At 46.5% G+C, this 25,106-nt stretch carries 26 protein-coding genes; 8 read left to right on the top strand and 18 right to left on the bottom strand.

Annotation, left to right across the window (positions count from 1 at the left end; genetic code table 11):
* Nucleotides 1–10 precede the first annotated feature (10 nt).
* Together pheT and pheS are read right to left on the bottom strand one after the other, a co-directional pair.
* Nucleotides 11–2,449, bottom strand: coding sequence for a phenylalanine--tRNA ligase subunit beta (gene pheT / locus HW988_RS08100; RefSeq protein WP_181607084.1), 2,439 nt, complete (start codon nucleotides 2,447–2,449; stop codon nucleotides 11–13).
* Nucleotides 2,446–3,471 carry a phenylalanine--tRNA ligase subunit alpha gene (gene pheS / locus HW988_RS08095; RefSeq protein WP_181607082.1) on the bottom strand — a complete coding sequence of 342 codons (1,026 nt, stop codon included), beginning with the start codon at nucleotides 3,469–3,471 and terminating at the stop codon, nucleotides 2,446–2,448. Before pheS ends, pheT begins: the two co-directional genes overlap by 4 nt.
* A 245-nt stretch (nucleotides 3,472–3,716) precedes the next feature.
* Between pheS and HW988_RS08090 the strand changes: the two genes are divergently transcribed.
* The gene (locus tag HW988_RS08090) at nucleotides 3,717–4,349 is read left to right on the top strand and encodes a hypothetical protein (protein WP_181607080.1); all 633 of its coding nucleotides are present in this window, start codon (nucleotides 3,717–3,719) and stop codon (nucleotides 4,347–4,349) included.
* Nucleotides 4,350–4,381: 32 nt separating this feature from the next.
* Here HW988_RS08090 and HW988_RS08085 read toward each other — a convergent pair whose 3' ends face one another.
* Nucleotides 4,382–5,812 (bottom strand): short-chain fatty acid transporter, encoded by a 1,431-nt coding sequence (locus HW988_RS08085; RefSeq protein WP_181607078.1) that lies wholly within the window; start codon nucleotides 5,810–5,812, stop codon nucleotides 4,382–4,384.
* Nucleotides 5,813–6,047: 235 nt separating this feature from the next.
* Between HW988_RS08085 and HW988_RS08080 the strand changes: the two genes are divergently transcribed.
* Together HW988_RS08080 and HW988_RS08075 are read left to right on the top strand one after the other, a co-directional pair.
* The gene (locus tag HW988_RS08080; RefSeq protein WP_181607076.1) at nucleotides 6,048–6,923 is read left to right on the top strand and encodes a 16S rRNA (guanine(527)-N(7))-methyltransferase RsmG; all 876 of its coding nucleotides are present in this window, start codon (nucleotides 6,048–6,050) and stop codon (nucleotides 6,921–6,923) included.
* On the top strand, nucleotides 6,920–7,678 hold the full coding sequence (locus HW988_RS08075; RefSeq protein ID WP_181607074.1) for an RNA methyltransferase: 759 nt from the start codon (nucleotides 6,920–6,922) through the stop codon (nucleotides 7,676–7,678). The genes HW988_RS08080 and HW988_RS08075 overlap by 4 nt, the downstream gene beginning before the upstream one ends.
* A gap of 2 nt (nucleotides 7,679–7,680) precedes the next feature.
* Here HW988_RS08075 and HW988_RS08070 read toward each other — a convergent pair whose 3' ends face one another.
* The 5 genes from HW988_RS08070 to HW988_RS08050 form a co-directional block, all read right to left on the bottom strand.
* On the bottom strand, nucleotides 7,681–8,046 hold the full coding sequence (locus HW988_RS08070) for a hypothetical protein (RefSeq protein ID WP_181607073.1): 366 nt from the start codon (nucleotides 8,044–8,046) through the stop codon (nucleotides 7,681–7,683).
* A gap of 94 nt (nucleotides 8,047–8,140) precedes the next feature.
* The gene (locus tag HW988_RS08065; protein ID WP_181607071.1) at nucleotides 8,141–8,908 is read right to left on the bottom strand and encodes a CPBP family intramembrane glutamic endopeptidase; all 768 of its coding nucleotides are present in this window, start codon (nucleotides 8,906–8,908) and stop codon (nucleotides 8,141–8,143) included.
* Nucleotides 8,905–10,038, bottom strand: a complete 1,134-nt coding sequence (locus HW988_RS08060) for a S41 family peptidase (protein ID WP_181607069.1) — start codon at nucleotides 10,036–10,038, stop codon at nucleotides 8,905–8,907. Before HW988_RS08060 ends, HW988_RS08065 begins: the two co-directional genes overlap by 4 nt.
* A gap of 135 nt (nucleotides 10,039–10,173) precedes the next feature.
* Nucleotides 10,174–10,767, bottom strand: coding sequence for a hypothetical protein (locus HW988_RS08055; RefSeq protein ID WP_181607068.1), 594 nt, complete (start codon nucleotides 10,765–10,767; stop codon nucleotides 10,174–10,176).
* A 57-nt stretch (nucleotides 10,768–10,824) separates the two neighbouring features.
* Entirely contained in the window at nucleotides 10,825–11,439 is a 615-nt protein-coding gene (locus HW988_RS08050; RefSeq protein ID WP_181607067.1) for a hypothetical protein, read from the bottom strand.
* Between the two features lie 138 nt (nucleotides 11,440–11,577).
* Between HW988_RS08050 and HW988_RS08045 the strand changes: the two genes are divergently transcribed.
* The 4 genes from HW988_RS08045 (at nucleotide 11,578) to HW988_RS08030 (ending at nucleotide 15,058) form a co-directional block, all read left to right on the top strand.
* The gene (locus tag HW988_RS08045) at nucleotides 11,578–12,270 is read left to right on the top strand and encodes a DNA alkylation repair protein (RefSeq protein WP_181607065.1); all 693 of its coding nucleotides are present in this window, start codon (nucleotides 11,578–11,580) and stop codon (nucleotides 12,268–12,270) included.
* A 20-nt stretch (nucleotides 12,271–12,290) separates the two neighbouring features.
* Nucleotides 12,291–12,896: an ABC transporter ATP-binding protein gene (locus HW988_RS08040; protein WP_181607063.1), complete on the top strand. Its 606-nt coding sequence runs from the start codon at nucleotides 12,291–12,293 to the stop codon at nucleotides 12,894–12,896.
* On the top strand, nucleotides 12,893–14,134 hold the full coding sequence (locus HW988_RS08035; protein WP_181607061.1) for an ABC transporter permease: 1,242 nt from the start codon (nucleotides 12,893–12,895) through the stop codon (nucleotides 14,132–14,134). Before HW988_RS08040 ends, HW988_RS08035 begins: the two co-directional genes overlap by 4 nt.
* Before the next feature lie 159 nt (nucleotides 14,135–14,293).
* The gene (locus HW988_RS08030; protein WP_181607059.1) at nucleotides 14,294–15,058 is read left to right on the top strand and encodes a transglycosylase SLT domain-containing protein; all 765 of its coding nucleotides are present in this window, start codon (nucleotides 14,294–14,296) and stop codon (nucleotides 15,056–15,058) included.
* Between the two features lie 82 nt (nucleotides 15,059–15,140).
* Here the strand turns inward: HW988_RS08030 and HW988_RS08025 are convergent, their stop codons facing one another.
* From HW988_RS08025 to HW988_RS07985, 9 genes are all read right to left on the bottom strand, one after another.
* Complete coding sequence (locus HW988_RS08025; RefSeq protein WP_181607057.1) at nucleotides 15,141–16,028, bottom strand: mevalonate kinase; 888 nt, start codon at nucleotides 16,026–16,028, stop codon at nucleotides 15,141–15,143.
* Nucleotides 16,018–16,998: a diphosphomevalonate decarboxylase gene (mvaD, locus tag HW988_RS08020; RefSeq protein WP_181607056.1), complete on the bottom strand. Its 981-nt coding sequence runs from the start codon at nucleotides 16,996–16,998 to the stop codon at nucleotides 16,018–16,020. Before mvaD ends, HW988_RS08025 begins: the two co-directional genes overlap by 11 nt.
* Before the next feature lie 12 nt (nucleotides 16,999–17,010).
* Nucleotides 17,011–17,955, bottom strand: a complete 945-nt coding sequence (locus tag HW988_RS08015) for a hypothetical protein (protein ID WP_181607054.1) — start codon at nucleotides 17,953–17,955, stop codon at nucleotides 17,011–17,013.
* Nucleotides 17,956–17,965: 10 nt separating this feature from the next.
* On the bottom strand, nucleotides 17,966–19,276 hold the full coding sequence (locus tag HW988_RS08010) for a hydroxymethylglutaryl-CoA reductase, degradative (RefSeq protein ID WP_142699957.1): 1,311 nt from the start codon (nucleotides 19,274–19,276) through the stop codon (nucleotides 17,966–17,968).
* A complete protein-coding gene (gene fni, locus HW988_RS08005; protein WP_181607053.1) occupies nucleotides 19,273–20,340 on the bottom strand; it encodes a type 2 isopentenyl-diphosphate Delta-isomerase in 1,068 nt (355 codons plus the stop codon). Before fni ends, HW988_RS08010 begins: the two co-directional genes overlap by 4 nt.
* 53 nt (nucleotides 20,341–20,393) lie before the next feature.
* Nucleotides 20,394–20,741: a 50S ribosomal protein L20 gene (rplT, locus tag HW988_RS08000; RefSeq protein WP_181607052.1), complete on the bottom strand. Its 348-nt coding sequence runs from the start codon at nucleotides 20,739–20,741 to the stop codon at nucleotides 20,394–20,396.
* A gap of 106 nt (nucleotides 20,742–20,847) precedes the next feature.
* Nucleotides 20,848–21,039, bottom strand: a complete 192-nt coding sequence (gene rpmI, locus HW988_RS07995) for a 50S ribosomal protein L35 (protein ID WP_088614378.1) — start codon at nucleotides 21,037–21,039, stop codon at nucleotides 20,848–20,850.
* A 189-nt stretch (nucleotides 21,040–21,228) separates the two neighbouring features.
* Nucleotides 21,229–22,527 (bottom strand): DUF3443 family protein, encoded by a 1,299-nt coding sequence (locus HW988_RS07990; protein ID WP_181607050.1) that lies wholly within the window; start codon nucleotides 22,525–22,527, stop codon nucleotides 21,229–21,231.
* On the bottom strand, nucleotides 22,520–22,978 hold the full coding sequence (locus HW988_RS07985) for a DUF2844 domain-containing protein (protein WP_181607048.1): 459 nt from the start codon (nucleotides 22,976–22,978) through the stop codon (nucleotides 22,520–22,522). The genes HW988_RS07990 and HW988_RS07985 overlap by 8 nt, the downstream gene beginning before the upstream one ends.
* A 159-nt stretch (nucleotides 22,979–23,137) precedes the next feature.
* Here HW988_RS07985 and HW988_RS07980 point away from each other — a divergent pair, with 159 nt between their 5' ends.
* Nucleotides 23,138–24,166 carry an esterase family protein gene (locus HW988_RS07980; protein WP_181607046.1) on the top strand — a complete coding sequence of 343 codons (1,029 nt, stop codon included), beginning with the start codon at nucleotides 23,138–23,140 and terminating at the stop codon, nucleotides 24,164–24,166.
* Nucleotides 24,167–24,179: 13 nt separating this feature from the next.
* Here HW988_RS07980 and HW988_RS07975 read toward each other — a convergent pair whose 3' ends face one another.
* Complete coding sequence (locus HW988_RS07975; RefSeq protein WP_181607044.1) at nucleotides 24,180–25,106, bottom strand: glycerophosphodiester phosphodiesterase family protein; 927 nt, start codon at nucleotides 25,104–25,106, stop codon at nucleotides 24,180–24,182.

Raw genomic sequence — 25,106 nt, 5'->3', positions numbered from 1 at the left:
AATCAAGAATTTATCTCACGGAAAGATCAAAATTCTTTTTCAAAGACTCTAGAACCCTCAAAGTCACTCCGGAGATCTGCTCCTCCTGCAGTGTGCCATTTTTGTCTTGAAGCCACAATCGAATGGCCACGGACTTCTTACCCGCCTCCATTTTATCGCCTTCATACAAATCAAACACGTCTACATTCACAAGAAGCGCACCCGCAGCTTTGCGGATATCTTTCAGAACATCACCCACTTTCAATGCTTTTGGCATGACGAAAGCAAAGTCACGTTCAACAACCTGGAACTTAGAAACACTTTGAATACGGAATGGACGAGGCTGACCTTTGTACAATTGATCCAGGTCGAATTCGCCTACCGCTGCTGGCACACGGATCTTAGCATCATCAAGCAAAACTGGATGAAGAGTTCCGATAAAGCCCACCTTCTTACCTTCCACCAACAACTGAGCAAATTGACCAGAGTGCATGAAAGCTGGAACCTCGGCTTTGTTAGCCGGAGTCACCCAAGTATAAGAAGAAATATTCAAAGATTTCAAAAGAGTCTCAACCGTCGCTTTCAATTCAAACACGATTGGATAATCCAAAGATTTATTCCAAAGGTTTTCATTGCGGCCCCACAAAGCAAAACCCAAACGGGGGTTTTCACCGTAAGAACCATCATCACCGGTAAAGAACGTGCTACCGATTTCAAACAAACGACCCATCATGTTGCCATAATGGAAGTTCGTCGTAAGATTTCTGAACAAACCAAAACTCAAAGAAGATCTCATCACATCCATCTCTTCATTGAGTGGATTCATGATGCGAATTTCTTTCGCCGTGGCATTTAGGCCAGCAGCTTTCATTGTCGAAACATCGCCCAAGAAAGCTTTTTCAGCTTTGGAACCAACAAAAGCAAAATTGAACGCTTGTTGGAAACCATCCGCACGCACCAGTTCGCTGACTGATTTATTTAGCAAGAAACCTTTATCGTGGTGTGCCGGTGGATTTGTGAAGACTGGCAATGCTTCAGGAATATGGTCGTAACCATTCAAGCGCGCGTACTCTTCAACCAAGTCCATGTCCTGCTCTAGGTCGAAACGGAATGTGGGAGGCAAAACTTTGAAAGTCTCGCCATTTTTTTCAATTCCGCAGCCCAGGCGCTTCATGTAATCCACGAATTGCGCCTCAATAGCTGTGTACCCCAAGCGATCCGAAACAGTTTTCACTGTGATAGAAATTGGATTCTTCTTAACTGGATTTGGATAGAAATCATGGTGATCAGCGTAAGCTTCGCCACCAGCGACTTCCAAGATCAAAGCTGTCGCTCGGTTCAAACCACGCAAAGCCCCGTCTGGATCCACACCGCGAGAAAAGCGGTAAGCAGAATCTGTATCCACGCCGTGAGTACGAGATGTTTTACGCGCACTCATGGGAACAAAGTATGCCGATTCCAAGAATACTTCCGTCGTCACTTCAGATACGCCAGAGTTCTTGCCACCGATAACACCCGCCAAACACATTGGATGGGAGCCATCACGGATCGTCAATTCATCACCCGTCAAAGTTTTTTCAGTGCCATCCAGTGTTGTGAATTTCTCACCCGCTGTTGCACGATCTACAATCACTTTTTTGCCACCGATGAATTTAGCATCGAAAGCATGAAGCGGCTGACCCAACTCCATCATCACGAAGTTTGTTACGTCGACGATGTTATTGATCGAGTTCATACCCACGGATTCCAAACGGTGTTTCAACCAGGCTGGAGATGGACCTACTTTAACCCCTTTGATCACACGTGCCGTGTAACGAGGGCAAAGATCAAAGGCTTTCACTTCCAAAGCGATTTCGCTCTTAGAAGATTTAGTTCCCAATTTAGGTTCTGCTTTGGGTGCTTTCAATTCTTTCGACAGCAAACAAGCCACTTCACGAGCCAAACCAAAGTGACTCAAGCAGTCCGCACGGTTGGGAGTCACCTTCAATTCGAACGTGATGTCGTCATAACCGCCGTACTCAGCATAGGATTTACCAATTGGCGCGTCGCTAGGAAGAATTTCAATGCCGTCTGATTCTTTCGCCAAGCCCAGCTCTTTTAAAGAGCAAAGCATGCCGGCAGAATCCACACCGCGAACCGCAGATTTTTTGATTGCGAAATTGCCTGGCAAAACAGCCCCTGGCAAAGCCACGATCACACGGTCACCCGCTTTGTGATTTTGCGCTCCGCAAACGATCTGGTGAACCACATCGCCCGTAGAAACACGGCACAAAGAAAGCTTGTCAGCATTCGGATGTTTGTCTTTTTCAAGGATGTGACCAATCACCACGTGATTGAAATCTTTCGCCAGGTTTGTGATCTCTTCAACCTCAAGACCTGCGCGAGTCAACGTTTCAGCAAGTTCCTCTGGTTTAGAGAAAAACTCTTTCACATCCACATATTCTTGGAGCCATTTTAAACTGATCTTCATTTTACAAACTGCCTTAAGAAACGAACGTCATTTTCAGGGAACAAACGGATGTCTTCGATGCCGTACTTGATGATGGCCATACGCTCAACACCAAAGCCGAAAGCGAAACCTTGATATTTTGGATATTCAATTTTCGCCATTTGGAAAACTTTTGGATTTACCAATCCACAGCCACCGATTTCGATCCAACCAGTTTGCTTACACAAGCTGCAACCTTTGCCCTTACAAATTGGGCACGAGCAATCCACTTCGGCAGAAGGTTCTGTGAAGGGAAAAAAGCTGGGACGGAAACGAGTTTTCAAGCCCGGACCAAAGTATTCACGAACGAAGAAACTGATCGTGCCTTTAAGGTCCGCCATAGAAACTTTCTCATCCACGCACAATGCTTCAATCTGATGGAAGTTCGGCAAGTGAGAGATGTCGCTATCGCAACGGAACACGGGGCCCGTACCGATCACACGCAACGGAAGTTTTTCAGTTTCCATTGTGTGGATCTGGATAGGACTGGTGTGAGTTCTCAGCACGTGAGTTTTATCGATAAAGAAAGTATCTTGCATATCACGAGCAGGATGATCTGCAGGAATATTCAAGGCTTCAAAGTTATAGTAATCTTTTTCGATCACCGGGCCTGTGCGCACGGAGTACCCCAAGCGCGACATGATCGTAAAGATCTCTTCGATCACCATGTTCACAGGATGTTGCGAGCCTTTGGCGCGAGAAGCACTTGGCAAAGTCAGATCCAGCTCTTCCGCTGCCATCTTTGCACCGATCTCAGATTTTTTAAGTGCTTCTTCTGCTTCTGTGTAAGCAGCTTCAAGAACCGCTTTCACTTCATTGACCTTCTTACCAAAAAGAGGTTTTTCCTCTTTAGGCAACGAAGCCATTTCTTTCATGATTTCAGTCAATGAACCACTTTTCCCAAGGTATTGAACCTTGAGATCGTAAAGTTCCTTCGAGCCTGGTGCTGCCTTGAAGGCCGCCAGCGCTGCTTCTTTGATGGAGTCGAGTTTGCTTGTGCTCATAGGCACCAAATATCCCGCCAAAACCCACTAAATTCAAGGATTTGGCCCTAATTAGCTCATGGCAGCAATGGCGCCTTGCTAAGGAATTAAGCAAATCACCCAAAATTCACCGAAAAATCCACGAGTCGAGGCCTGTATCGAAGTGAGATTTCCCCTCGGAAAAGAGCATTTGTACCATGAGAAACAGACTTCAGGACGTTCAGTCGAGTACCCTCGACGCCGATATAATTCCTATGGGAGTTTTTATGAAGTACTTGTTGATCGCTCTTGCGATGATGACATATTCACACCAAAGTTTTGCTCAACTCGATGCCGACATCGAAGCCGAAATGTCCATGGGCCAATCAGAAGAAGCTAAGATCGACGCCCAAGAACAAAAGAACTTCTTGGCTCGTGAGAAGATTCGCAAAGAGCAAATGAAGCAGCAGGCGCTAAAGTCTGCTCAAGAAGCAAAAAACATGGAAGCCGCTGCGGCTCGTGAAGCGCAACGCACACGTGTTGAAAAAGAACAGCTGACTGTGCAAGTAAAAGAATACCAACGCCAAATCAAAATGAACGAAGAGCGCAAAGCCAAAGCTCAAAAACAAATGGAGTTCTCTAAGGCCGAAGCTGAACACTATAAAAAAGTGGCTGGCGAATACAGAGCTAAAAGAGATGCCTCATTGAAAGAGCTGGATCGTTTAAACGAAGACGGCAACAACATTGCCAAGTGGACTCGTGAAGCGAAAGAGCAAGCCTTGAAAGCTCAACGTGACGCTGCTTACGCAGCAGCCAAGGCAAAACAAAAAGAATCCTATAATGAAAGAGCTCGCGCCGATGGCAGCCGTGTTTACCGCGGTGTCAGCTCCGAAGGCGGATCCTCTCCTTACGGAAAATAAAAAAAGGCAGCCTCTGAGCTGCCTTTTTCTTTTTAAGGAATCATCGGCGGATGATAGGTCAATGTCTCCCCGAGCGCCCACAACATGAATATCACCAATGGGGCATGCACCACCAACTGTGTCACAGTGTAACCCACGATATCGCGCGCTTTTAACCCCAACACTCCAAGTAGCGCCATCATAAAGAACGGATTGATCAGATTCGGCAAAGCCTCGGCCGCATTGTAAACCATCACCGTCCAACCCAAATGCACTTTAAGCTCATTCGCAGCCTGCATCAGGTAAGGTGCTTCAATGATCCACTTACCGCCACCTGAGGGCACAAAGAATCCCAGGATTGCCGAGTACACACCCATCAACGCCGAAAAAGTATCTTTGGTAGAAATGGAAACAAAGAAATTAGAAATATGATGTGACAACGTCTGACCATCAGCACCCGGTGCCTTGGTCAGAATATAAGCGATACTTCCGTACAGCGGGAACTGAATCAAAATACCCGCCACCGAAGGAACTGACTTTGCCACCGAATGCAAAAAGCGTTTCGGTCTCCAGGTCAACAGCATGCCCAGCATCAGGAATAAAAAGTTGTACGTATTCAGATTTGAGATCGCGAGGATCACATCTTTATTTGCAAATTCCTGCGCGAGCCACCAAAAGCCCAAAGCCACAACTAAGATTGTAAGAATCGGAGAATACTCCAACCATTCACCGGGCTGTTTCGGTGGAGCGATGGATTTCTCGACGTCATCTTGCACATCGATCCCCAGATCCTGCGCCGTCACCGCGCGCTCGCGAGTTGGCGCTGACAAGTATGCAATTACGACCGATACGATCAAGAGCACTGCCAACATAATCAGGGACTGCGGCAAAAAGATCGTTTCCGCAAAAGGAATCACACCGGTAATTGGCAGCAATGATTTCGGAATACTATCAACATTGGCCTGCAACTGTGCTGCCGAAGAACTAAGCCCCAAGGCCCAAGTCGCTCCCAAGCCCAAATATCCCGCGGCCCCTGCCGCACGATAATCGACACGTAAATCCTTGCGACGAGCGATCGCTCTGACATAAAGGCCACCAAATACTAAACTGAACGCCCAATTTAAAAGAGAGGCTAAGATCGTAAAGAAGGCCACATAAGCCACCGCCTGCCGTTCCGTCTTAGGAAGTTTTGCCAGCCTATTGATCAGTTTTCCCGCGGGAGGCGATGACGCCACGATGTATCCAGAAATAGTTACGATCGCCATTTGCATCGTGAAAGGGATCAAACTCCAATAGCCATCCCCAAAGGAAGTGGCCACGGCTTTAGGGGAAACCCCAGCCACAAAAGCCCCCAGGCTTACGACGACAATGGCAAGGACCGCGAAAATATAAGAATCTGGAAACCACTTTTCTGCCCAATTCGTTACCCCAGAGGCCATTTTTTCCAGATGACTGGTTTTAGAGATGTCGTTTGCTTTTGCCATAGATGAATCCCCTCAAAATATAGGTTCATCATGAACCTCATATTGACGACGGGGTAGCATTTATTATTAAGCCGGAAAAAGCATTGCCACCCCTCAATAGTGTCTAATTTGACGACAAATCGCCGAGCCGCCAGGGGCTTTTTACAGGGGAGTTTTCCTCTCCCCTATGAATTCCCCATAAAACCAGCTAAGTCCTTCTATCTTATGGGAAAAAGGGGTATAACTGCGACCCTGCATGGCACATAAAAATAAAACCAATTACAGTCCCTATAAAGCCCGCCAAGAAGCCCGCGCCCAAGCGATCGGCGCAAAGTTTGCGGCCGCCGCTCCTTCTGAACAAAAGGGACGCCATAAAAAACCAGAATCTATTTTTGAAGTGAATGAAGCCAACGATCGCTTGGCTGATATCTTTCGCAATCATGATTTCGATTTGGTCAACCATCAGCAGCGCATGCAGCTGGCACAATTCTATCGCCTGTTGATGCTCAACCAAGAAAAAGAAAACTTCACGCGTTTGTTAAAACTAAAAGACATTGCGATTAAGCACTTTATCGACTCCATCATCATCATGAAGCACACTAAACTTCAGTTTCCGCTTTTGGATGTCGGCACGGGCCCGGGCTTCCCTGGCATTCCTCTTAAAATCATGTACCCGAACGAACAAATTCTTTTGGGCGAAGGCGTGCAACGCCGTGTGGAATTCCTGAAGCATGTGCGCACAGAAATGAAACTTCCAAAACTGGATATCCTGGGTCGTAATATCAACAAGCATTGCGTGTACCCTGTGAATGGTGCGATCACTCGCGCTGTGGAAGATATCGGCAACACCTTGGGCAATGTTATCAACTGCCTGAATATCGGTGGCCGCGTGTATTTCATGAAGGGCCCTGGTGTGGACCCTGAAATCAAAATGGCGAAAGAAAACTGGTCTGAATATTTCAAACTGGTTGAAGACACAGCGTACTCTTTACCTCACACTCCCCATGAACGCCGTATGGTAGTTTATGAAAAAATCAAACACATGGCTTTGCCGGAATACGACGAAGGCGAAGAAATGTTATTTGAAGAACTTTCCCCTGAAGAGAAAAAACGTTGGGCGGTTTACAAATGATCGAGATTTCTTCTAAAACCAACGAACACTTTCGTCGCTGGACGGATTTAGCTTCGTCACGTGGAATCAAAAAACACGGTGAATTTATCTTGATGGGCGAAAAGCTGATTCAAGAATTCTTAGTCAATCCAAATTATAAAATCAAAGCCGAAATCGTGCATGAAGATTTGAAATCCGTGACGTTAACTCACGCCGTTTCAAAAACTCAGCGCATCCCTGTTTATAAACTTCCGAAAGCAATGTTTAACGAAGTGGACGTCGTGGGTACTCACTTCAATCTTTTGGTCTTGGAGCCAAAAGTAATTGAGCCTTTGAATGCTGCCGCAAAAGTAGAAGGCTTGGAAGTTATCGCTCCCCTCGGAGATCCTTCCAATCTGGGCGCTTTAGCGCGTTCCGCAGTGGCTTTTAAAGTTAGTAAGATTATTCTGACTGAAGAAAGCTCTTCCCCGTATCATCCGAAAGCCATCAAAGCTTCAGCGGGAGCTCTATTGAAACTTCCTTTATTCAAAGCTGGTAAATTTTTGGAACTCATCCAAACGAACAGCGATCTTTATGCTCTGGATATGAAGGGCGAAAATGTTGCGAAGTTCAACTGGCCAAAAAACTTGCGCCTGGTGATTGGCGAAGAAGGCCCCGGCTTTAGCGGCATCAAAGGCCTTAATCGTCTGTCGGTACCCACAGACGGCGTTGAATCTCTCAACGCCACTGTGGCGGCGTCCATCGCGCTATTTAGCTACGCTCAGAAACATTCTTAAAACTAACCGCGACCTGCGTTGCTGCCATGATTGTGGCCGCTGCCTGGGTTACCACACTTGTAGTCGCCATGGGGGCCCCACTCACACTCAGCTTTACGATTGCAAGCGTATCCACAGTGATAGAATCCACGTTTCCAACCGCCCCAGCAGTATTTTCTTGAGTATGTGTAATGCTCTGGACAGTCTTTTGAAGTAGGCACACAAGAACTAGGCGCATTGTCCTGATCTGCGATATCTGGCGTACATTTCACAGCCAAAGGCTTGATAACTACGGAACCATCCGCAGCAAAATGCATAGTTCCTTCATAGGCATGGGCTGCAGACCCAAGGAATGCGACCATCAACACGAGTGTCGACAAAAACTTCACAATGACCTCCTAAATATTTTTTGAGTTCACAGAGAATAAGATCTGACACGCCGTTCTTGTCACTCATTTATTCTGTAATCCTTCATTTTTTGCGTCACGTCCGCACGTAAAGGATAATACTGAACATGATTGCATCGGCTATCGCATGTGTAACCCAAGAAAGCGAAATCGACTTAAAAATTTGGTACTGAATAGCGATGGCCGCGCCCCAGACCGCGGTCATTCCAACCCCCAGCCAGCCCTGAGGAAATGATCCCGCAAAGTGCAAGAATCCAAACAGTACTGCTTGCAGGCCAATGACATACCAGATGGGTGAATTTTTCGAGGATGCTGGCTGTAATAACCCGCGATAGAAAATCTCTTCGCGCAAACCATTCATTGCCGCAATCAACAAAACCACAAACGGCAAAGACCACCATGGCAGATAAAGTTTCGGCCACATCTCAGCCACTTCCGGGTGAGCTTGATAATACCAAATCAAAATAGCCACGGAGGGAATATTGATTAGTAAAATCGAAAGCAACTCCGCCTTTGAAAATGAAAACGACCATTTCAGCTTTTCCGTGGGCTTACGGAAACCAAAGCGCAAAATCAAAAAACCAACAATGGCAGCCAAATAAAAATCAAGAGGCCAACCCAGCCAAGGAACAAAGCGGTGAATCAGATTCACCACTGCAAAACAAGCGCCCACCACAAACAAAAAAACTGCATGTTCCCGCAAAGGCTTTACTGTTGTAACCAAAACCATCAGCCCCAGCCAACCGTATAACGATACTTTATAATCGCCCTCTACAAAGAAGAAATAAGAGAGTGCGGTATAGGCAATAAGCCAAAAACCGTAAATAAAGTTTTTAATAGTCATTCCACACCCAAATCCAAAACATGGCCGAGAGAATCTTTATTCGAGACATGAATATCGGGACTAATCCCCGTTTTTTCAAAAAAGCGCCCATCCATCAGCTCATTGATTTTCATACACAACGTTATGCTCAGACCACTCTGTGGCAAATAAAGCGAACCCGAGTTCCCGAAGTGAATCATACCATGAGTATTCTCGCCAACAATCACTGTATTCGGATGCCGTTTTAAATAAAGCGCCGTCCACTCGCCACTTGAAGCCGTCACGGCGTCGACCAAAACGAAAATCTTTTTATTGAATGCCAATGAAGTTTCAGATGCATCTCCCACTATCTGCTCAACAACAACTTTTCCGTCACCCAATGGATTGATCGCCAGCACACTCGCTTTACTTTTTAATGATTCAAGATGTTTCGTTAGCTCGACAGGAGCAACTCTATCTTTAGAATCATAGTTGTTCCAAATAATCAGCTCGTAAGTATTTATCTGAAGAGCTAAAGACTCCGCCGTCTCGCACGCAACTTCACGGACCCAATCCATCTCCAGCTCTCGCCCCAGAAGAATCGAAGCGAGCTCGAAGCCTTTGGCATCATCGCCACCCCTATTTCCGCGCAAGTCGACGATAACAGCAGATGAATCCAAGGTCCTACAAACAGCTTCAGAAAATCCCAACCACTGAGAATCCGAGGCGGGCGGAAAATGGGAAATTGCAAGAATTGAAACAGTGCCCTTCGCGGTCCTTCTCTGTTCAATTTTCCACGCTGTGCATGAAGTGGAATCGTTAAGATTGCGACCCGTCGTGGGCTGCCTTGTTTGTCGGTGAAACTCTTTGCCCAGGATTTGACCGTCAAGTTTTACGGCCAAATGGCCATCGGGAATCTGCCAAAGAATATCCGCAAGAACAGAACCGAATACATCATTGTATACGCTCGCCCCTAACTGAACCGCTTTTATTTTTTGAAGAACCTCCGCCCACTGCTCAGGACGCATAATCCATTTTGCGGGGTAAGCGCTCTCCAGCGCACAAAGCAAAAGATGCAAATCCTGCTCCACGTCCACCGCCGAGAGAACACGATGGCCGTTATTAAGACGGCGTGGATCCAAAAGAAGTTTTTTGTAAATAGACGCAGTCATTAGATTCGTTCTATTAGGTGAGTTTGTTCAAAGGGCCACACTCCGTGCCCTTGCGAAATTTAAAAAGCCCATTCATTTCTGAACAGGCTTCATGGACTCCGGGAACGGAGCCTTTAAACTAAAGATCAAACGATCTTAGTTTTGAGTTGGTTTACGAGGAACCGAGCAAACGATACCGCATTTGTACAACGGGCGTTTCCAACCACCAAAGCAGTATTTAGCCATGCGCTTGTAGGGAGCGTAGCAAGTGTTGCCATCAGCTGGAGTACAAGTTTGACCTTCGTAGGCTTCGCTTGGATCCATGTCTTCACAAGTTCTTTTAGCTTTCAAAAGATCCACGCCACCTTCTGCATTCAATTGCAAAGCACCTGAAACGGCAGACAAGTTGTGAGCGCGATCGCCAGCATGTTCTAGACTGCGAGAACATCTGTAGTCACCAGTGTGGTTCCATGAACATTGGGATGTTGGCTTACAAGAGATACCACATTTGTGGAAACCCTTCTTCAAACCACCCCAGCAAAGTTTTGCGAACTGGTCGTAACCTGCAGGGCAAGAGTTGCCAACTGGTTTACAATAGTTGCCACCTGGAGTTGGTTCCGCAGAGCAAGTACCTTTCAAAGGTTGAACGCTCGCGTTGCCATCAAGAGCTGGAACAAAAGCACCTTCAAAAGCCATTGCTGTTGTACCGACAAATCCCAAAGACAAAATCATCATCATCATTTTTTTCATATCTTCTCCGAAAAAACAAAAAGGCCCCCAGAATGGGAGCCTTAAAAATTCAACTAACTAGTTAATGCCGCCACCGTTGCCATCGTCGTTAGCATTGCGAGATTTTTCGCAAACATAACCACAACGGTACAAAGGTTTTTTCCAGTTACCAATGCAGTATTTATTCATACGTTTGTAACCCGGAGCACAGTTCACACCGTCAGCGGGACGGCAAACTGTCCAATGATCGTTGTCACCATGAACAGAACCTTGAACTTCACAGATGTTTTTAGCAGCTTTCAATTCAACTGCGCCTTCTTCATTCAATTTCAAAACGCCAGAGATCGCAGAGAAGTGATGACCAGGGTTTGGACCGTAACCTGGGTTACCGCAACGGTAGTCACCGTGTGGGTTCCAACCGCATTGTTCTTTAGGTTTACAAGAGATACCACATTTGTAGAATCCTTTTTTCCAACCACCCCAGCAAAGTTTTGCAAATTGGTCGTAGCCAGATGGGCAAGAGTTGCCAACTGGTTTACAGTAGTTACCATTTTTAACTGGTTTAGCCGGGCAAATGCCTCTCAATGGTTGAACTGTTGCGCCATCTTCATTAGGAACGAATGCACCTTCGAACGCCATTGCTGTCGTACCAACAAAGCTCAAAGACAAAAGCATCATCATAAACTTTTTCATTTTGTTCTCCTGTTTTTTAGTATTCAAATTTGTTAAAGAATAGAGGCGCATCCTAATGAAGACCATGACTCCAATCAAGCGTTGTTGTTTATCAAAACGCCATCGACGCGGGTGATTAAAATGGATTATGATCAAATCATGACAATACAAAAAGAAATTCGGCGCCTGCAAAGCAAAACACGGGTGCCTGTATTACAGAGATTCTTTAAAACCGGCCCGGGACAATATGCTGAAGGCGACGTCTTTTTGGGGCTTACTGTGGGCCAAAGCCGCAATCTTGCCAAGACTTTCAAGGACTTACCTTTCTCAGAGCTTGCAACGCTACTCCAATCCCCGATTCATGAGGAGCGACTCATTTCCTTACTAGTTCTGTCACAGAGGTTTCCTAAGGAAAATGCCACCGGCCAAACCCGCATTTTTAAGTTCTTAATTAAACATAGGAAAGGCATCAATAACTGGGACTTGGTGGACACCATTGCCCCGGCTGTTTTGGGGCCTTACTTGTTTGAAAGAGACCGCGCGATTCTGTTCAAATACGCGAAATCAAAAAATCTGTGGGAGCGAAGAATTGCGATCATGTCGACGTTCTATTTCCTGCGCCAAAAAGACTTTGCCGACACTTTCAAAATCGCGGAAGTCCTTTTACACGATGAACACGATCTGATTCACAAAGCAGTCGGCTGGATGCTACGTGAAGTGGGAAATCGTGACGCCAAAGCCGAGAGAAAATTCTTGGATAAATACGCGACCCAAATGCCGCGCACGATGCTTCGTTATGCTATTGAAAAATTCCCCGAGAAAGAGCGTAAGTATTATTTGAACTTGAAGTAACCCACGCATAGCATAGGGCTATGGAAATTCGTCTGCAGAATATCATCACGCCATTTTTCAAACTGCCTGAACTGACCATCGCGAGTCACGAGAGAGTTTTGATCAAAGGTCCCAGTGGTACTGGCAAGACAACACTTTTGCATCTGCTGGCGGGACTTTACACTCCCCACTTCGGTGAGATTTTTTGGGATGGAGAATCCCTGGCGAAACTTTCAGAAAGTAAAATCAGCCAACTTCGCAAAGAGAACATGTCGCTAATTTTTCAGAATCTAAATCTCCTGCCCTATTTAACTGCGACAGAAAATTTGGAACTGGTAGGCTTAAATAAAAACGCCGCTTTGGAAATGCTCAGCGCCGTAGGCTTGAAAGACAAATCCTTTAGCCGCACACAAAGCATGAGCCTGGGTGAACAACAAAGAATCGCCGTCGCCCGTGCCTTGGGTTTAAAACCCGCGAATATCTTGGCCGACGAACCCACTTCCAGTCTGGATGATAAAAACGCTGAACAAGTAATGAAGCTTTTAATCGAGGGCTCGCACCATCCGTCCGTGATTATGGTCAGCCATGATCACCGCGTCGAAAAATACTTCACCCGCATTCTAGATATGAGGGAGATCGTGAAATGAGTTTATTGCGACTTTCCTATCTTTATCTCAAACGGCACCTTCTAACTTCGGCGATCACAGTCTTATCCTTGGCCATTGCCATTGCAGCGGTTACGGTCCTGCTGAAACTCGAAGTTCTCTCTCACTCGCGTTTTGATACTTTGGCACCACAAGGCGATGCCATCGTGGGTGCGAAATCCGGGGGAATTGATATTCTTTTGGGAGCTCTTAATTTTGAGGGCGAGGTTCCAAATTATATTCCCCAAAATCTTTACGAAACTTTGAAGGCGAAGAAAGATATTTCTTTCGAAGACCAATCAAAGTTTCAAAATGGATTCACCGTATCTCACATCACGCCCCTGTTGTTTTTTGGGAAATACAAAGATTTTAAATTGGTCGGGACTGATGAATCTTTACTTTCGATGACGCCTTCTGATTCCGCTCCTCAGCTTCAGGATGGTCAGTTTCCACAAAATCCCGGAGAAGCATTGATCGGCTCGCAAGTCGCGCACTCTCAGTCACTCACGGTTGGGCAGAATATTTACACTCACGCCGAAATCTATGGATCGAATATTGCCAGTGCCGCGTTTCCTTTAAAAATCACCGGCATCCTAAAACCTACGGGTAAATCCTGGGACAAAGGAATCTTTACGAATTTGACAACAGCGCAGGCAGCTGTTGCTGCCACCCCGGGGTATCAAACCATCTGGGGACCCCGAGTTCTTAGTTATTTCATATTAAACATCTCGCCTGATGGACAGGATTCGTTAGCGAGCCTGATCAATCAACGAACCGTCTCGCAAATAGCCTTTGTCGAACAAGAAAAAACTCGTCTTCAAGAACTGTCAGGCTCAAATCAAACTCTGCAGCTTTTGATTGTGGGCATTTTACTTTTAACAAGCACTCTCACGGTGCTGGCGGTGTTTTACACGCGCATGGAAGGTCGTACCGTAGAGCTCGCAGTCCTGCGCGCCCTGGGCCGTTCTCGCGCAGAACTAACCGGTCTATTAATAACAGAAGGACTGATGATGGGCTTTTCTGCCATCATACTGGCAGCCCTGTTAGAATTCATACTGAATCCGATTATTCTCTCGACAGCAGGAGGCAATCTGCCAGCTCCGACTGCGAGCAATTGGCCGTGGTGGATGATTTTAGTGACAGGAGCCTTCGCAATTTTCGCCGTGATGATTGCAAGCCTTCCTCCCGTCTGGAGACTTTTCCGTCAGGATATTCACTCGACGTTGCGGAATATTCACTAGAGCATTCACTCTGAGTCAACACTCTGAAGCCCGCTCCAGTCGTGCTTTTCACGCGACTAGCGTCTAATTTTTAGTCTCAAAATCCACTCATTGCCGTTCACATTTTTTACAGTTTCCGCAACTGTAAAGGTTTTTCGGGCCGCGACCGATCTGTTTGCCATGGCAAGATTGAAACTAAAAACAACAATTTTTATTTTGATCTCGGGATTTCTGGTTGCCTGCGGAAACAATGGTTCCCTCAGCTCCAGTCAACTTTCTAGCACGACCGGCGATGATAATTCATCTTCCGGAATTTCGACCCCTGATCCAACACCAACCCCTTCACCGTCACCGTCACCAACGGTAACGCCGACGCCGACGACAAGTCCGACTCCGGGTGCATTAGCGGTAGCTCCTATTTGGGAAGCTGCAAAAACAGATGGCAAGCTTTGGACAGCTCACGTGATGACTCAGCTTGAAGTTTTGGGCGACGATCTTCTGGATGTTATTCCAGCAGATGGCACGACATTCTGCCCGAAATACAATACTTTGACTCGCGATCAGCGTAAAAACTTCTGGGTTTACTTGTTGTCGCAGATGACTAAGTACGAAAGCAGTTTCAATACGAACCTGAACTACACTGAAAACTTTAACGACAGCTCAGGCAACAACGTGATCAGCGCCGGCCTTTTACAACTTTCGGTTGAAAGTGGCAATGCCTACGGCTGCGGATTGAAGTCGACTTCTGACTTGCACGACCCTTACAAAAATTTGAGCTGCGGTATTCGCATCTTGAATCGCTGGATGGGCAAAGATGCTCGCATCGCTGGGCAAGTCAGCGGCAGCTGGAAAGGTGGCGCACGCTATTGGGCAGTGCTACGTTCCACAAATGCACCTTACGCAAAAATAGTTGCAGCGACGAAAGCCATTTCGATCTGCAAATAACCAACAACTCATTCCCGTTAAAACTAAAAAGCCTCTCGCAAAACGAGAGGCTTTTTTTTATTGAGAATATAAATTTAAACTACTAACAGGGAATAAGCTCTTTAAGAGTTTCCGCTGTTGGCTCTTTGTCCCACAAAGAAATCACATAGCCTCCGCCACCTGAACCCGTAGGCTTCACCGCAATCGCACCTTGATTGCGCAACCACTGAATATGATTTGCCGGAGCCCCATCATTAAGACCCCATTGCTCAAAGCAGTCTGCACCCATTTCAATGGCTTGAACCAAGACCTTACGTCCTTGCTCTTCATCCATCATCAGCGCCTCCTGAGCCGTCTCGACTGCTTTCGCCATATGCAAATCAATTTGCTGACCTTTCGGAGGTTGCTTCGCCAAAAGTTCTTTCACCTTATTGACGGCATCCACCGTCACACCACGCTTACCGGAATAGGAAATATACCAACGAGGTTTCCATTTCGGCGTGATTTGCTTACGTTCACCGTTACGAACAAAACGCAAACCCTCCCCCGACAAAGCGACAGCGATATCAATCCCACTGCTTTCACCGTGGAAAAGATCTTCCAGATTGCGTGCGAAATCAAAATATTCAGCTTCCTGGACATACCCCAGGTGCCCCAACCAACGAGTCAAAGCCACGCACAAAGCGGCCGAAGCCCCCATGCCCGCGCCCACAGGCAACGAAGAATCCATATACAAAGTGCCTGTCAAATTTTGACGAGAAATACCTTTTAACTGGAAAGCTCTTTCCAGCACTCCCCAAATCAATAATTGCAACTCCTGCCCGTGATCGCCACGAAGCTCCAATTGCAAAGCATGATCACCCGCTTTGTACTCCAATTCCAAAGTTCGTGACGGAATTGGAAATACCAATGAAGGATAGCCGCGAATCACCGAGTGTTCGCCAGCCAAAATCCATTTTCCATAAGCAGTACACTGAAAGTTAGTGGACATCTGGAATCACACCTTCAAAAGCTAAAATCTTAAACTGTTTGCCGAAATGTTCGCGGTATTCAGAATAGCGTTTGATCTGATCGTGACGGAAAAGCATGTGCACATTGGCACCGGCATCCATTGTCACGAGCGGTCCATCCTGCCAGCGATTCCAAAGCTTTTGGCATTCTTCCAAAACTTGCTTCGAAGCATCCGTCATATAGCTAAATGACGGCTGACTTGTTTCAAATAAGCGGTGCATATCGATGAATTCATCCCACACGATTTGACGGGCCATGTGCCAATCCGTCGATTGCAAAGCCTGACTTAAATCAGCCAAACGAAGTTCTGCACGCTCCACACGGCCTGCAAAACGAGGACTTGTGGTAACAAGCTTGTGAGCCTCAGACGAAGACACCTCTTTTTTAGAAGCCTCCACCACCACACAAATGTGATGCATGTTTTTAACAGGCAAATTCATCGGTTGAGCATATTCATGCTTCCACAATGCCCACGGAGAAAACAAAGAACGACAAGAAGAACCAGACCCCTGACGGGAAAGCTCTGACAAAGTTTTCAGATCAGCTCCCCACGGTTGTGGATTTAGTTTTTGAAACATCTCTGCCGCCGCCAAAGTCAAAGCGGCAAAGCTCGAAGCAGAACTCGCCAGACCACAGTCCGAGGGAAAGTTATTCGCAGATTCCACCAGGAAGTTTTTTTGAACTCCCCATCTTGATTTCAAATTCGCAAAATGTTTTAGAAAGCGCTGCTGACCTTTTTCTGAAAGATCGATTTTTTCAAGATCTTCACGAATCAAAGGCTTCCACAAATCCGCGCCACCGTCGATCTCGGTCAAACGCACAAACGTGCGCAAGTTTTCCAAGGTATAAGACAAAGAGGCATTCGTCGGCTGATTACCAGTGCCTTCGATTTTACCCATGTACTTGATCAGCGCGATATTTGAGGGAGCAGAGACTAAAACTTGATTCATGACTAATTTTCCTTAAACCACACCGACAGCATCAGCGCGTTCTGCAACTTGAAGACCCAGGGAAATACTTCGGTGCGAAGCCACCAGCTTTACATTCACCGAATGACAATACTGTTCCAAGGCAGCAGATTTATTTTTTTCAGTAAAGACAAACAAAACGTCAGCACCTAAAGCGCCGCAACCTTTAGCCGCCAAAACTCCTGGCACAGCACGAATGCCCGCCAAAAGCCTTAACGTCGGTTCACAAGTGAATCCCAAAGCCTGCAAAGCTTTCGCATAGGCATTCACCCCTACAAGCAATTCAGTCGAATTTGCCGTGCCAAAGGCATCCTGAACTTGATACGCGGCTTTTTCCAGAGCACTGGAATCAAATTCTTTTAAATTCTTCAAATGCTCATGCGTCGCCACTTTATTGCCCGTATGGATCAAATGGAATTCCATATCCTCAAACGGCCAACCCGCGATCGACACCAAGCCTTTGCGCTTTTCAAAGAAGCACATGCTCCCCTTCATTTGCGCAATCAGATCCGCTCCACTTGGTGGAGTCCCCTGACCGTTCCAAGCATATTTTTGATATACGGAAAGCAGATGCTTAAAATCAAAAGGAGCTTCCATCCCGATCTGATGAGATTCCTGATACATCCAAAGAGCATAGGCTCCCAAAAACTGAGCTGTTGATGCACCAAAGCCACCCATGCCTTGATAAGGATCAGAGAATTGGAGGTCGAATTTATTGAAATAATCGGAATGATCTAGAATGAATTTCCCAGCGGGAGATTCAGGATGAATGCTCCCCAAAGATCCTGCCTGCCCTCCGGCTTCGACGGAGTAGTTGGCTTTGCGTGCGATCAATTCAAAGCATGGCTTTGTCAGAGCCGACAAGGTCGGTCCACCATGGAGGGCTAAATACTCGCCCACCAAAAAAGTCTTACCAGGAATCGTGCACGACAATGCCAAAAGGCCTCCTCTAATGAGGGTGCTGAGTCGAGCTTGTCGCCTGACCCGCACGAAGTTCCTTAAGAACTTCAATCGCATTGCTAAGGGAAATACGCTTACGAATCGTCAAAATCTCTTCAAGTTTTTTCTGAACAGCTGGGATTTCGCGCTCTTCAGCGCCCGCACCCAAGGCCAGATTTTTTGTATGAAGTTTCATGTGACCTTCGATGATTCCAACAGTCGTTAGAGCCTTCAAAGCACCCAGGTTCTGCACCAAGCCCACAGCTGCAATCACACGAGAAAGTTCATTTGCAGACTGAGTGCCCAGCATCTTCATACACATCATCGCTGTTGGATGAAGAGTGGTAACCCCACCCACAGTGCCCACAACCAAGGGAGCCTCAAACACCCCTGTCAGGCCGCCGTTATCACGGTACCATTTTGTGATCGAACGGTACTGACCGTCACGGCAAGCGTAAGCATGAATGCCAGCTTCCACTGCGCGCCAGTCGTTACCTGTCGCCACTAACACGGGGTCGATACCGTTAAGTACACCCTTGTTGTTCGTCGCCGCACGGTACGGATCCATTTGCGCAAACAAAGATGCTTCTTCAATTTTTTCGGCCAAAGCAGGATCAATGTCTTTGATATGAACCACAGCGCGAGTGATTTTAGTGTCTACCAAGTTTGATAGGATACACATCGTCACTTTTTCACCTGTGAATTGTTCGATCGGCTCTTTTAAGTATTCGCACACTTGATTCATGATGTTCGCACCCATGGCATCACAAGGATCCATCAGGACGTGAACCACAGCCATATCCGTGCCGTCACCACGAGGGACACGGCGAACTTGAATATCACGAACACCACCACCGCGTCGAACCAGGCCGAAAGCCACTTCGCGGTTAGAGATTTCGATCATGTAGTTTTTTTGTGCTAATAATTGTTTTTCGAAAGTCGCAAAGTCTTTCACTTTCGCGATTTGAATTTGACCGATGATCTCAGCTCCCACAACTTCCGTTGTGATAGAACCGGATTCACGGATCCATTTAGCGGATTTACATACAGCCGCTACGATAGAAGTTTCCTCCACCGCCATAGGAATAACAAAGTCTTTGCCATCGATACGGAAGTTCGTTGCAACTCCCAATGGCATCTGGAAATAACCAATCACGTTTTCAATGAACTTCTCACCCAGAGTCGTGTCACGCAAACCACCCTTAGAGATGTAGTCCACGTCTGCTTGTTGTAAAGCACCAACTTCCACCAATGAATCCAGACGTTCCTGGCGAGTAAGTTTTGAGAAACCTTTGAAGATTTCTTGCAGTTGTTTTTTCATCGAATCACCTTCTTCGTTGCCAGTTCAGCGATTGTTTTGCTGCCTGTACAAAATAGCGCGATCTTAAGTTCAGTTTCTAAACGGTTGAGTAAATTCTCAAGTGCCATGTCAGCATCTTGAGCCTCTGATAAGGCCGCTTCCAAAAATGGCTTTGCGATGCCGACCTTTTTTGCTCCCAACGCACACAGTTTAGCGACATCAAGGCCCGTACGCACGCCGCCCGATGCCCAAATCTCAAAGCTTACTCTGGCTTCCTCAGCATTAAGTAAAGACTCTACCGTGCTGATTCCCCAGTTCGCGTAAGTTTGAGCTGCGTGATAAAGCATTTCGGTCTCTTCAGAACGATAGCCTTCTACACGGCCCCAGTGAGTTCCACCTTTGCCAGCGACGTCGACAGCAGCTATGCCCGTGCCTTCTAAGCGCTTCAAAGTACTTGTCGAAAACCCACAGCCAACTTCCTTCACTATCACAGGAACCTCTGCGAATTTCACGAGGTTTTCAATGGCTTGTAAGGAGTTCTTAAAGTCTGTCGTGCCCTCTGGCTGCAAAACTTCTTGCAGAGGGTTTACATGGACAAACAACGCCACAGCTTCTGTGGCATCTACCAGACGACGGATGCCATCCAGAGGTGTTTTGATCAATTGTGCAATACCAATATTTCCCAGCAAACGGGCTTTCGGTGCGACTTTGCGCACCTGAGTCCATTCCTCGGCAGCATTGGTATCATTCAATTCACGACGTTGTGATCCGACACCCATCAAAATCTGACGACGATCGCTTAAGCGAGCCAAAGCCATATTGATTTCACGACCATGTTCATGGCCTGCAGTCATCGATGAGATAAAAATCGGAGAAGAAAGTGAGAGTGTCTGAGAAGACATCCCTTTAGAAAAAGAAAAAGAGGTCGAAATATCGACCTCTTTAAAATTCAAATCAGGCAGAGCCTCATGAATTAATTCGATCGAATCCAATCCGGTTTGTCCCTCGGTCTGAGACCTTGGGTCCAGCGCGATTCTTATGTGATCGCGCTTTCTGTTTTCAAACTGCGTATTGGATTCGCTCATCGCCGTTGCTCCCTATGAGCGCCGGGGCGGTTCGCCTCAAGCGCCAGTTGGCGCTATGCCAAAGCGTGTTTGCAAAGTGCTGTGAAGCCTGCTGCGTCTGTGATAGCCAAGTTCGCCAAAACTTTACGGTCAACTTGGATGCCAGCTTTAATCAAGCCACCAATCAAACGAGAGTATGTAGTGCCGTTTGCACGAGCAGCTGCATTGATACGTTGATTCCACAAAGTGCGGAAGTTGCGTTTTTTAGCTTTACGATCGCGGTAAGCGAAAGCCATACCACGGTCATTTTTTTCTACCGCGTGGATGTATGCACGAGAACCAGCGCTGTAGTAACCTTTTGCTCTTTTAAGAACTTTTTTGTGACGAGCACGATTTGTTTTACCAGATTTTACACGAGCCATTTTGAACCTCTATGTTTTATTCACTCCGACTTCGTCGGAGTAGCAATCTCTACTGCCTAATTGTTACGGCTTAAGAGAGAAAATTTATTTAAACTTAAAAACCGAATTAGAATACTAGGCAGCGACGTGCTTGAAGCATGTTCGCGTCTTCTACGTAAGATGTTTTACCAAGTTGTCTTTTTGTTTTTGAGCTCATGTGAGAGTTCAAGTGACGCATGCGAGTGCTTTTTTTCTTAACTTTGCCGCTCGCTGTAACTTTCATGCGTTTTTTAGCGCCTGAGTGAGTACGCATTTTCATAGGTATTCCCTTGTCTCCGATAAGGCGTTCCTCCCGATGGGGAAGACTCTTAGTAGTGCCCTAGTCAGTCATAAATACGGACTCATGGTTTTAGGTCGAATACGGGGGAAAAGCAAGCACTTTAAGGGCACTTTCAAACGAAAAAAGGACGCCCCGGCGTCCTTTTAATAATCTTATGATTTCAGCAACTTAGAATGCCCAAAACGGTCCCGCCGTCGCAGATCCATTGATCGTTGGCGAGGTTCCTTTGATTCCCACATAGACCGATCTCCCTAAGAAAAACGGCAATCCCCAGTCAAAAGGGATATCAGCCACGGTACTACCCATATCAGAGGTATCGAAGGCGATATTATTAAAGACCTTACTTTGTGGGTCTGCCGAAGCCAGGGTGAACATGTTCCCCACTTTGAAAGTAACCTGTTGGGTTACGGATCCGGATTTCATAATTGCATAAACATTGATTTCAGAGGCTGGGCAATAAAACCCTGAACCACCGGAACACAATGTGGGTGAGCCCCCCAGACGAGGGAAACCATTGAAGTTCGTTCCGCTATCAATAAAGGCATAATCATAGTCGGATCCACCACTTGGATTCGAAGTTCCGTTATACGTCGTCACGAAGGTCGCATCATTTTCCACAGGAAAGATCGTTGTACCCGTCGCAGTATTATTGGAATCAGAGCCAATACCCAGGACCATATAGCCATAAGCTGCGCCCGCCCCTGTCGAACTGACCGAAGGAAGCTTTAAGACGACTCCAGTATTATATGGAGCCGCGAGTTTAGCCACGGGATTGGCCACCTGATCAGAAGCTGGCACCGCCGTTTTCTGACAGTTGTTACCGGTACATTTCCAATAAAGTGATTTAGCAGCCACTACGCAAGGATTTGTGCCCGTGTCATTAACACTGCAGTCTTCAACGAAGGGACCCACACCAATGATCCCGTTAAACCCGGCCACTGCAGGAGTCGTATCAGGCTCATCACTGCAACCCGAAGCATTTGCATAACTCGCATTCAAAGTCACAATCGGAATACCCGCAGTCACTGTCGCTTGAGTGCTAAGGCCACCCAGCTTCACATCCGCACGCACAACTTCGCCCCAGTGACCTGAACCATCAAGGTATCCGGTACAACTTGCCAGGGAGCCTCCTCCGCTAACAGAAATTTGCGTCAATGGAATCGTGATTAAAGATTTAAATACTTTCAGACCATAACTGCCCGTATCGACCAGGATGTTATCAATCGTCTGGCAAGTTGTCGTACCTGGCGCACACAGAGTGATGCTAATACAGGGCTCATTTTCATAGCCATTCACACCACAAGCTCCCACAGACATTGGAACAACATTGTCTCCGGTTAAGGTCGTTGGAAAATAAACGGCTGCTGCCAAAGAGCGCGAACTGGTGCCGCTGGCTGTGCAGGCCACTTGGTTGAAACTGACAATGAGTCCACCGATCAGAATAAGAGCTGCTTTGATGTTATTCATTGAAGTTAATTTCCTTTAGGTCAAAGCCCTGCGGTAAACTTGCAGGAATATAGGCGCGACCGCGTTGATCCGTCTGACGACTGGAACCTTCGACCACGATATTGTCGGTGGAAACTTTTAAAGAGCGGCGGCCAAATTGACGACCTCGGGATTTCACTTCTTTTTTATATTCAGGCAGATATGCCCCCAAAAGCTCACTCAATGGCGGAAGCGTTGCACCCTTCCAGGAAATTGCAAAGACGCGACCTTGGGAGTCGACGTACTGACGAACCTTCACACCGTCATCTGTTGTTGCTTCCGAAACGGAATAACTGGAGCCTGATGATGTGGCTTTGCGAGCTGAAGAAGTTGAAGATGTCGTCACAAGTTGGTCGCCCAAAGCTGCCTCAGCAGTCATTGCAAACAACGGAATAAACGCCCCCATAAGAAGGCCACAGAATTGATGTTTCATTGAGGCTCCACTGCAATAGTGCTCTTACTATTTTCGGATTTTTCAGAGGGTTTTGTAAGGGCGAGATGAAGATTTAACACTTAAGTCCCACATCATGACGCTGCTTTCTTAAATCGAGATTATTGCTTTTAATCTAAAAGGCCTGATAGCATTCTCAATATGAAACACTTCGACACACTCACTAATTATCGCGCTTATGAAGTTCATAACTTTCAAATCGAGACACTGCAAATCCGCAGTCAGTGTTTAAAAGACAATCCATTGAATGACTCTGCCACTCGCTTTAACCCCCTGCTTTTGCCGAAGAACAAAGGACCTTGGCCTGTGGTTTTGGTCTTGGGCGGTTTCAGTGGGAATGCGCCTTTTTATTTCAATGCGAAATTCAACGAACAAAATACGATTCAAGTGATTGATCAAGCGTGCTCCCGCGGTGAGGCTCCGGAAGCTTTGTATGTATTTGTGGATGCACTCACCACATGGGGAGGAGCGCAGTTTTTAAACTCTTCTGCGGTGGGAAATTATCAAGATTATATTATGACAGAGATCGTGCCCGCACTTTCACACTATCCCGTTTCGAAAGATCCCAAAGAATGGTGTGTGATGGGCGGATCCAGTGGCGGTTACGGAGCATTGCAACTGGCAAGTCTTTTCCCTGAGACCTTTGGTTTATGTGCCGCGATTGCACCGGATTCATTTTTCGATGCGAGCATCATCAACGATCTATACCAGGCACTTCCTGTTTGGGAAAAATACGGCCAATCGGGATTGCGCGTTTTAGAAGAACTTCGCAATGGCAAGCTTACCAAATTTCGCAATTGGCATTCATTATTAAATGCCTTTGGAATGTCAGCTTGCTATTCACCAAAAGGCTCCTCCGGTGATTTTCATTTCCCATTGGATCCGCGCACTGGGAATAAGATTGTTGAAATTTGGGAACACTGGTTAGAAAAAGATCCTGTCCACTTTTTGCCAAAACGTCGCGATGCCTTACGCAAGCTCCACGCGTTGTATTTAGACGTAGGCACCAAAGACAACTTCCATTTGCAGTACGGAGCCCGTCAGATCTCGGCAGTCTTAACTGGAATGGGTATTGCTCATGACTATGTCGAATTTGATGGAAATCATTTTGACATAGGAGAGCGCCGCCCTGAAGTTTGGAAGTGGCTTACGACTTATTGGAGAAAGTAATTTATCCAAAGGATTAAATCCCGCAAAGCTCGTCACGAATTTTGTAAAACAATTCAGGATAATCAGTGATGATGCCATCGGCACCGGATTCAATGACTTGGCGAATCTCGCCCTCAAGATTCGGTGTCCACACGATGACCTTAATTCCCTGTTTTTGCATGTTAAACACTAATTCGGGGTTCACGTGCCAAAAACCGGGAGTCACCTTTTTCGATCCTAATTCAATGGCGATCTTTTCCGCAGCACGCGCATCACCCACCAGTGGAACGACTTCGATATCCGGGGCCTTGGCTTTGAATTTCTTTAAGAACTCGACATTGAAAGACTGAACAAAGAAACGATCCTTCGTCCAGCCACTCTCCCGAAGGACCTTTAAGATAAGATCCACGTATTCATTTTCAGGTGGATAAAACTGGATTTGATCCATGAAGTATTTCACTTCGATGTTCAGACGAGCGGGCTTCCCCGCGGCACTTTTACGATCTTTGAATTCAGCGAAGACTTGTTTCAGTTCAGGGATAGGTTCTAATTTTTCTTCATCAAACTTTTTAATCCCACAACGTACTTTTTGTGCAGTTTTGAAATCAAGATCTCGCAACGCAGTCTTTAGCAATGATTTGCGATCAATGCCACATTTCTCCGTTCCCACGTTCGGAATAGCATCATGAGCAACCAACAGGTGGTTATCGTCAGTCACTTGCAAATCGAGCTCGACAACATCCACTCCCGCCTCGAATGCCGCTTTGAATGAAGCCAGCGTATTATCGGGATAACCATTCATTCCACGGTGACCGTGGACTTCCATTTTTTTTGCGGTTAAGCATTGAACGGCGCTGGCACCGATACTGGCGATACCACGCGGAATTTTTAACGGTATAACCGCAAACGCATTGGAAGCACTTAAGAACAGTGTGGAAAGGAAAATCGCACTGAAACGCAT

Source organism: Bdellovibrio sp. KM01, assembly GCF_013752535.1.
Classification (GTDB): domain Bacteria; phylum Bdellovibrionota; class Bdellovibrionia; order Bdellovibrionales; family Bdellovibrionaceae; genus Bdellovibrio.
The sequence above is the reverse complement of the archived record's forward strand: the minus strand, read 5'-3'. Positions and strand labels throughout refer to the sequence as shown.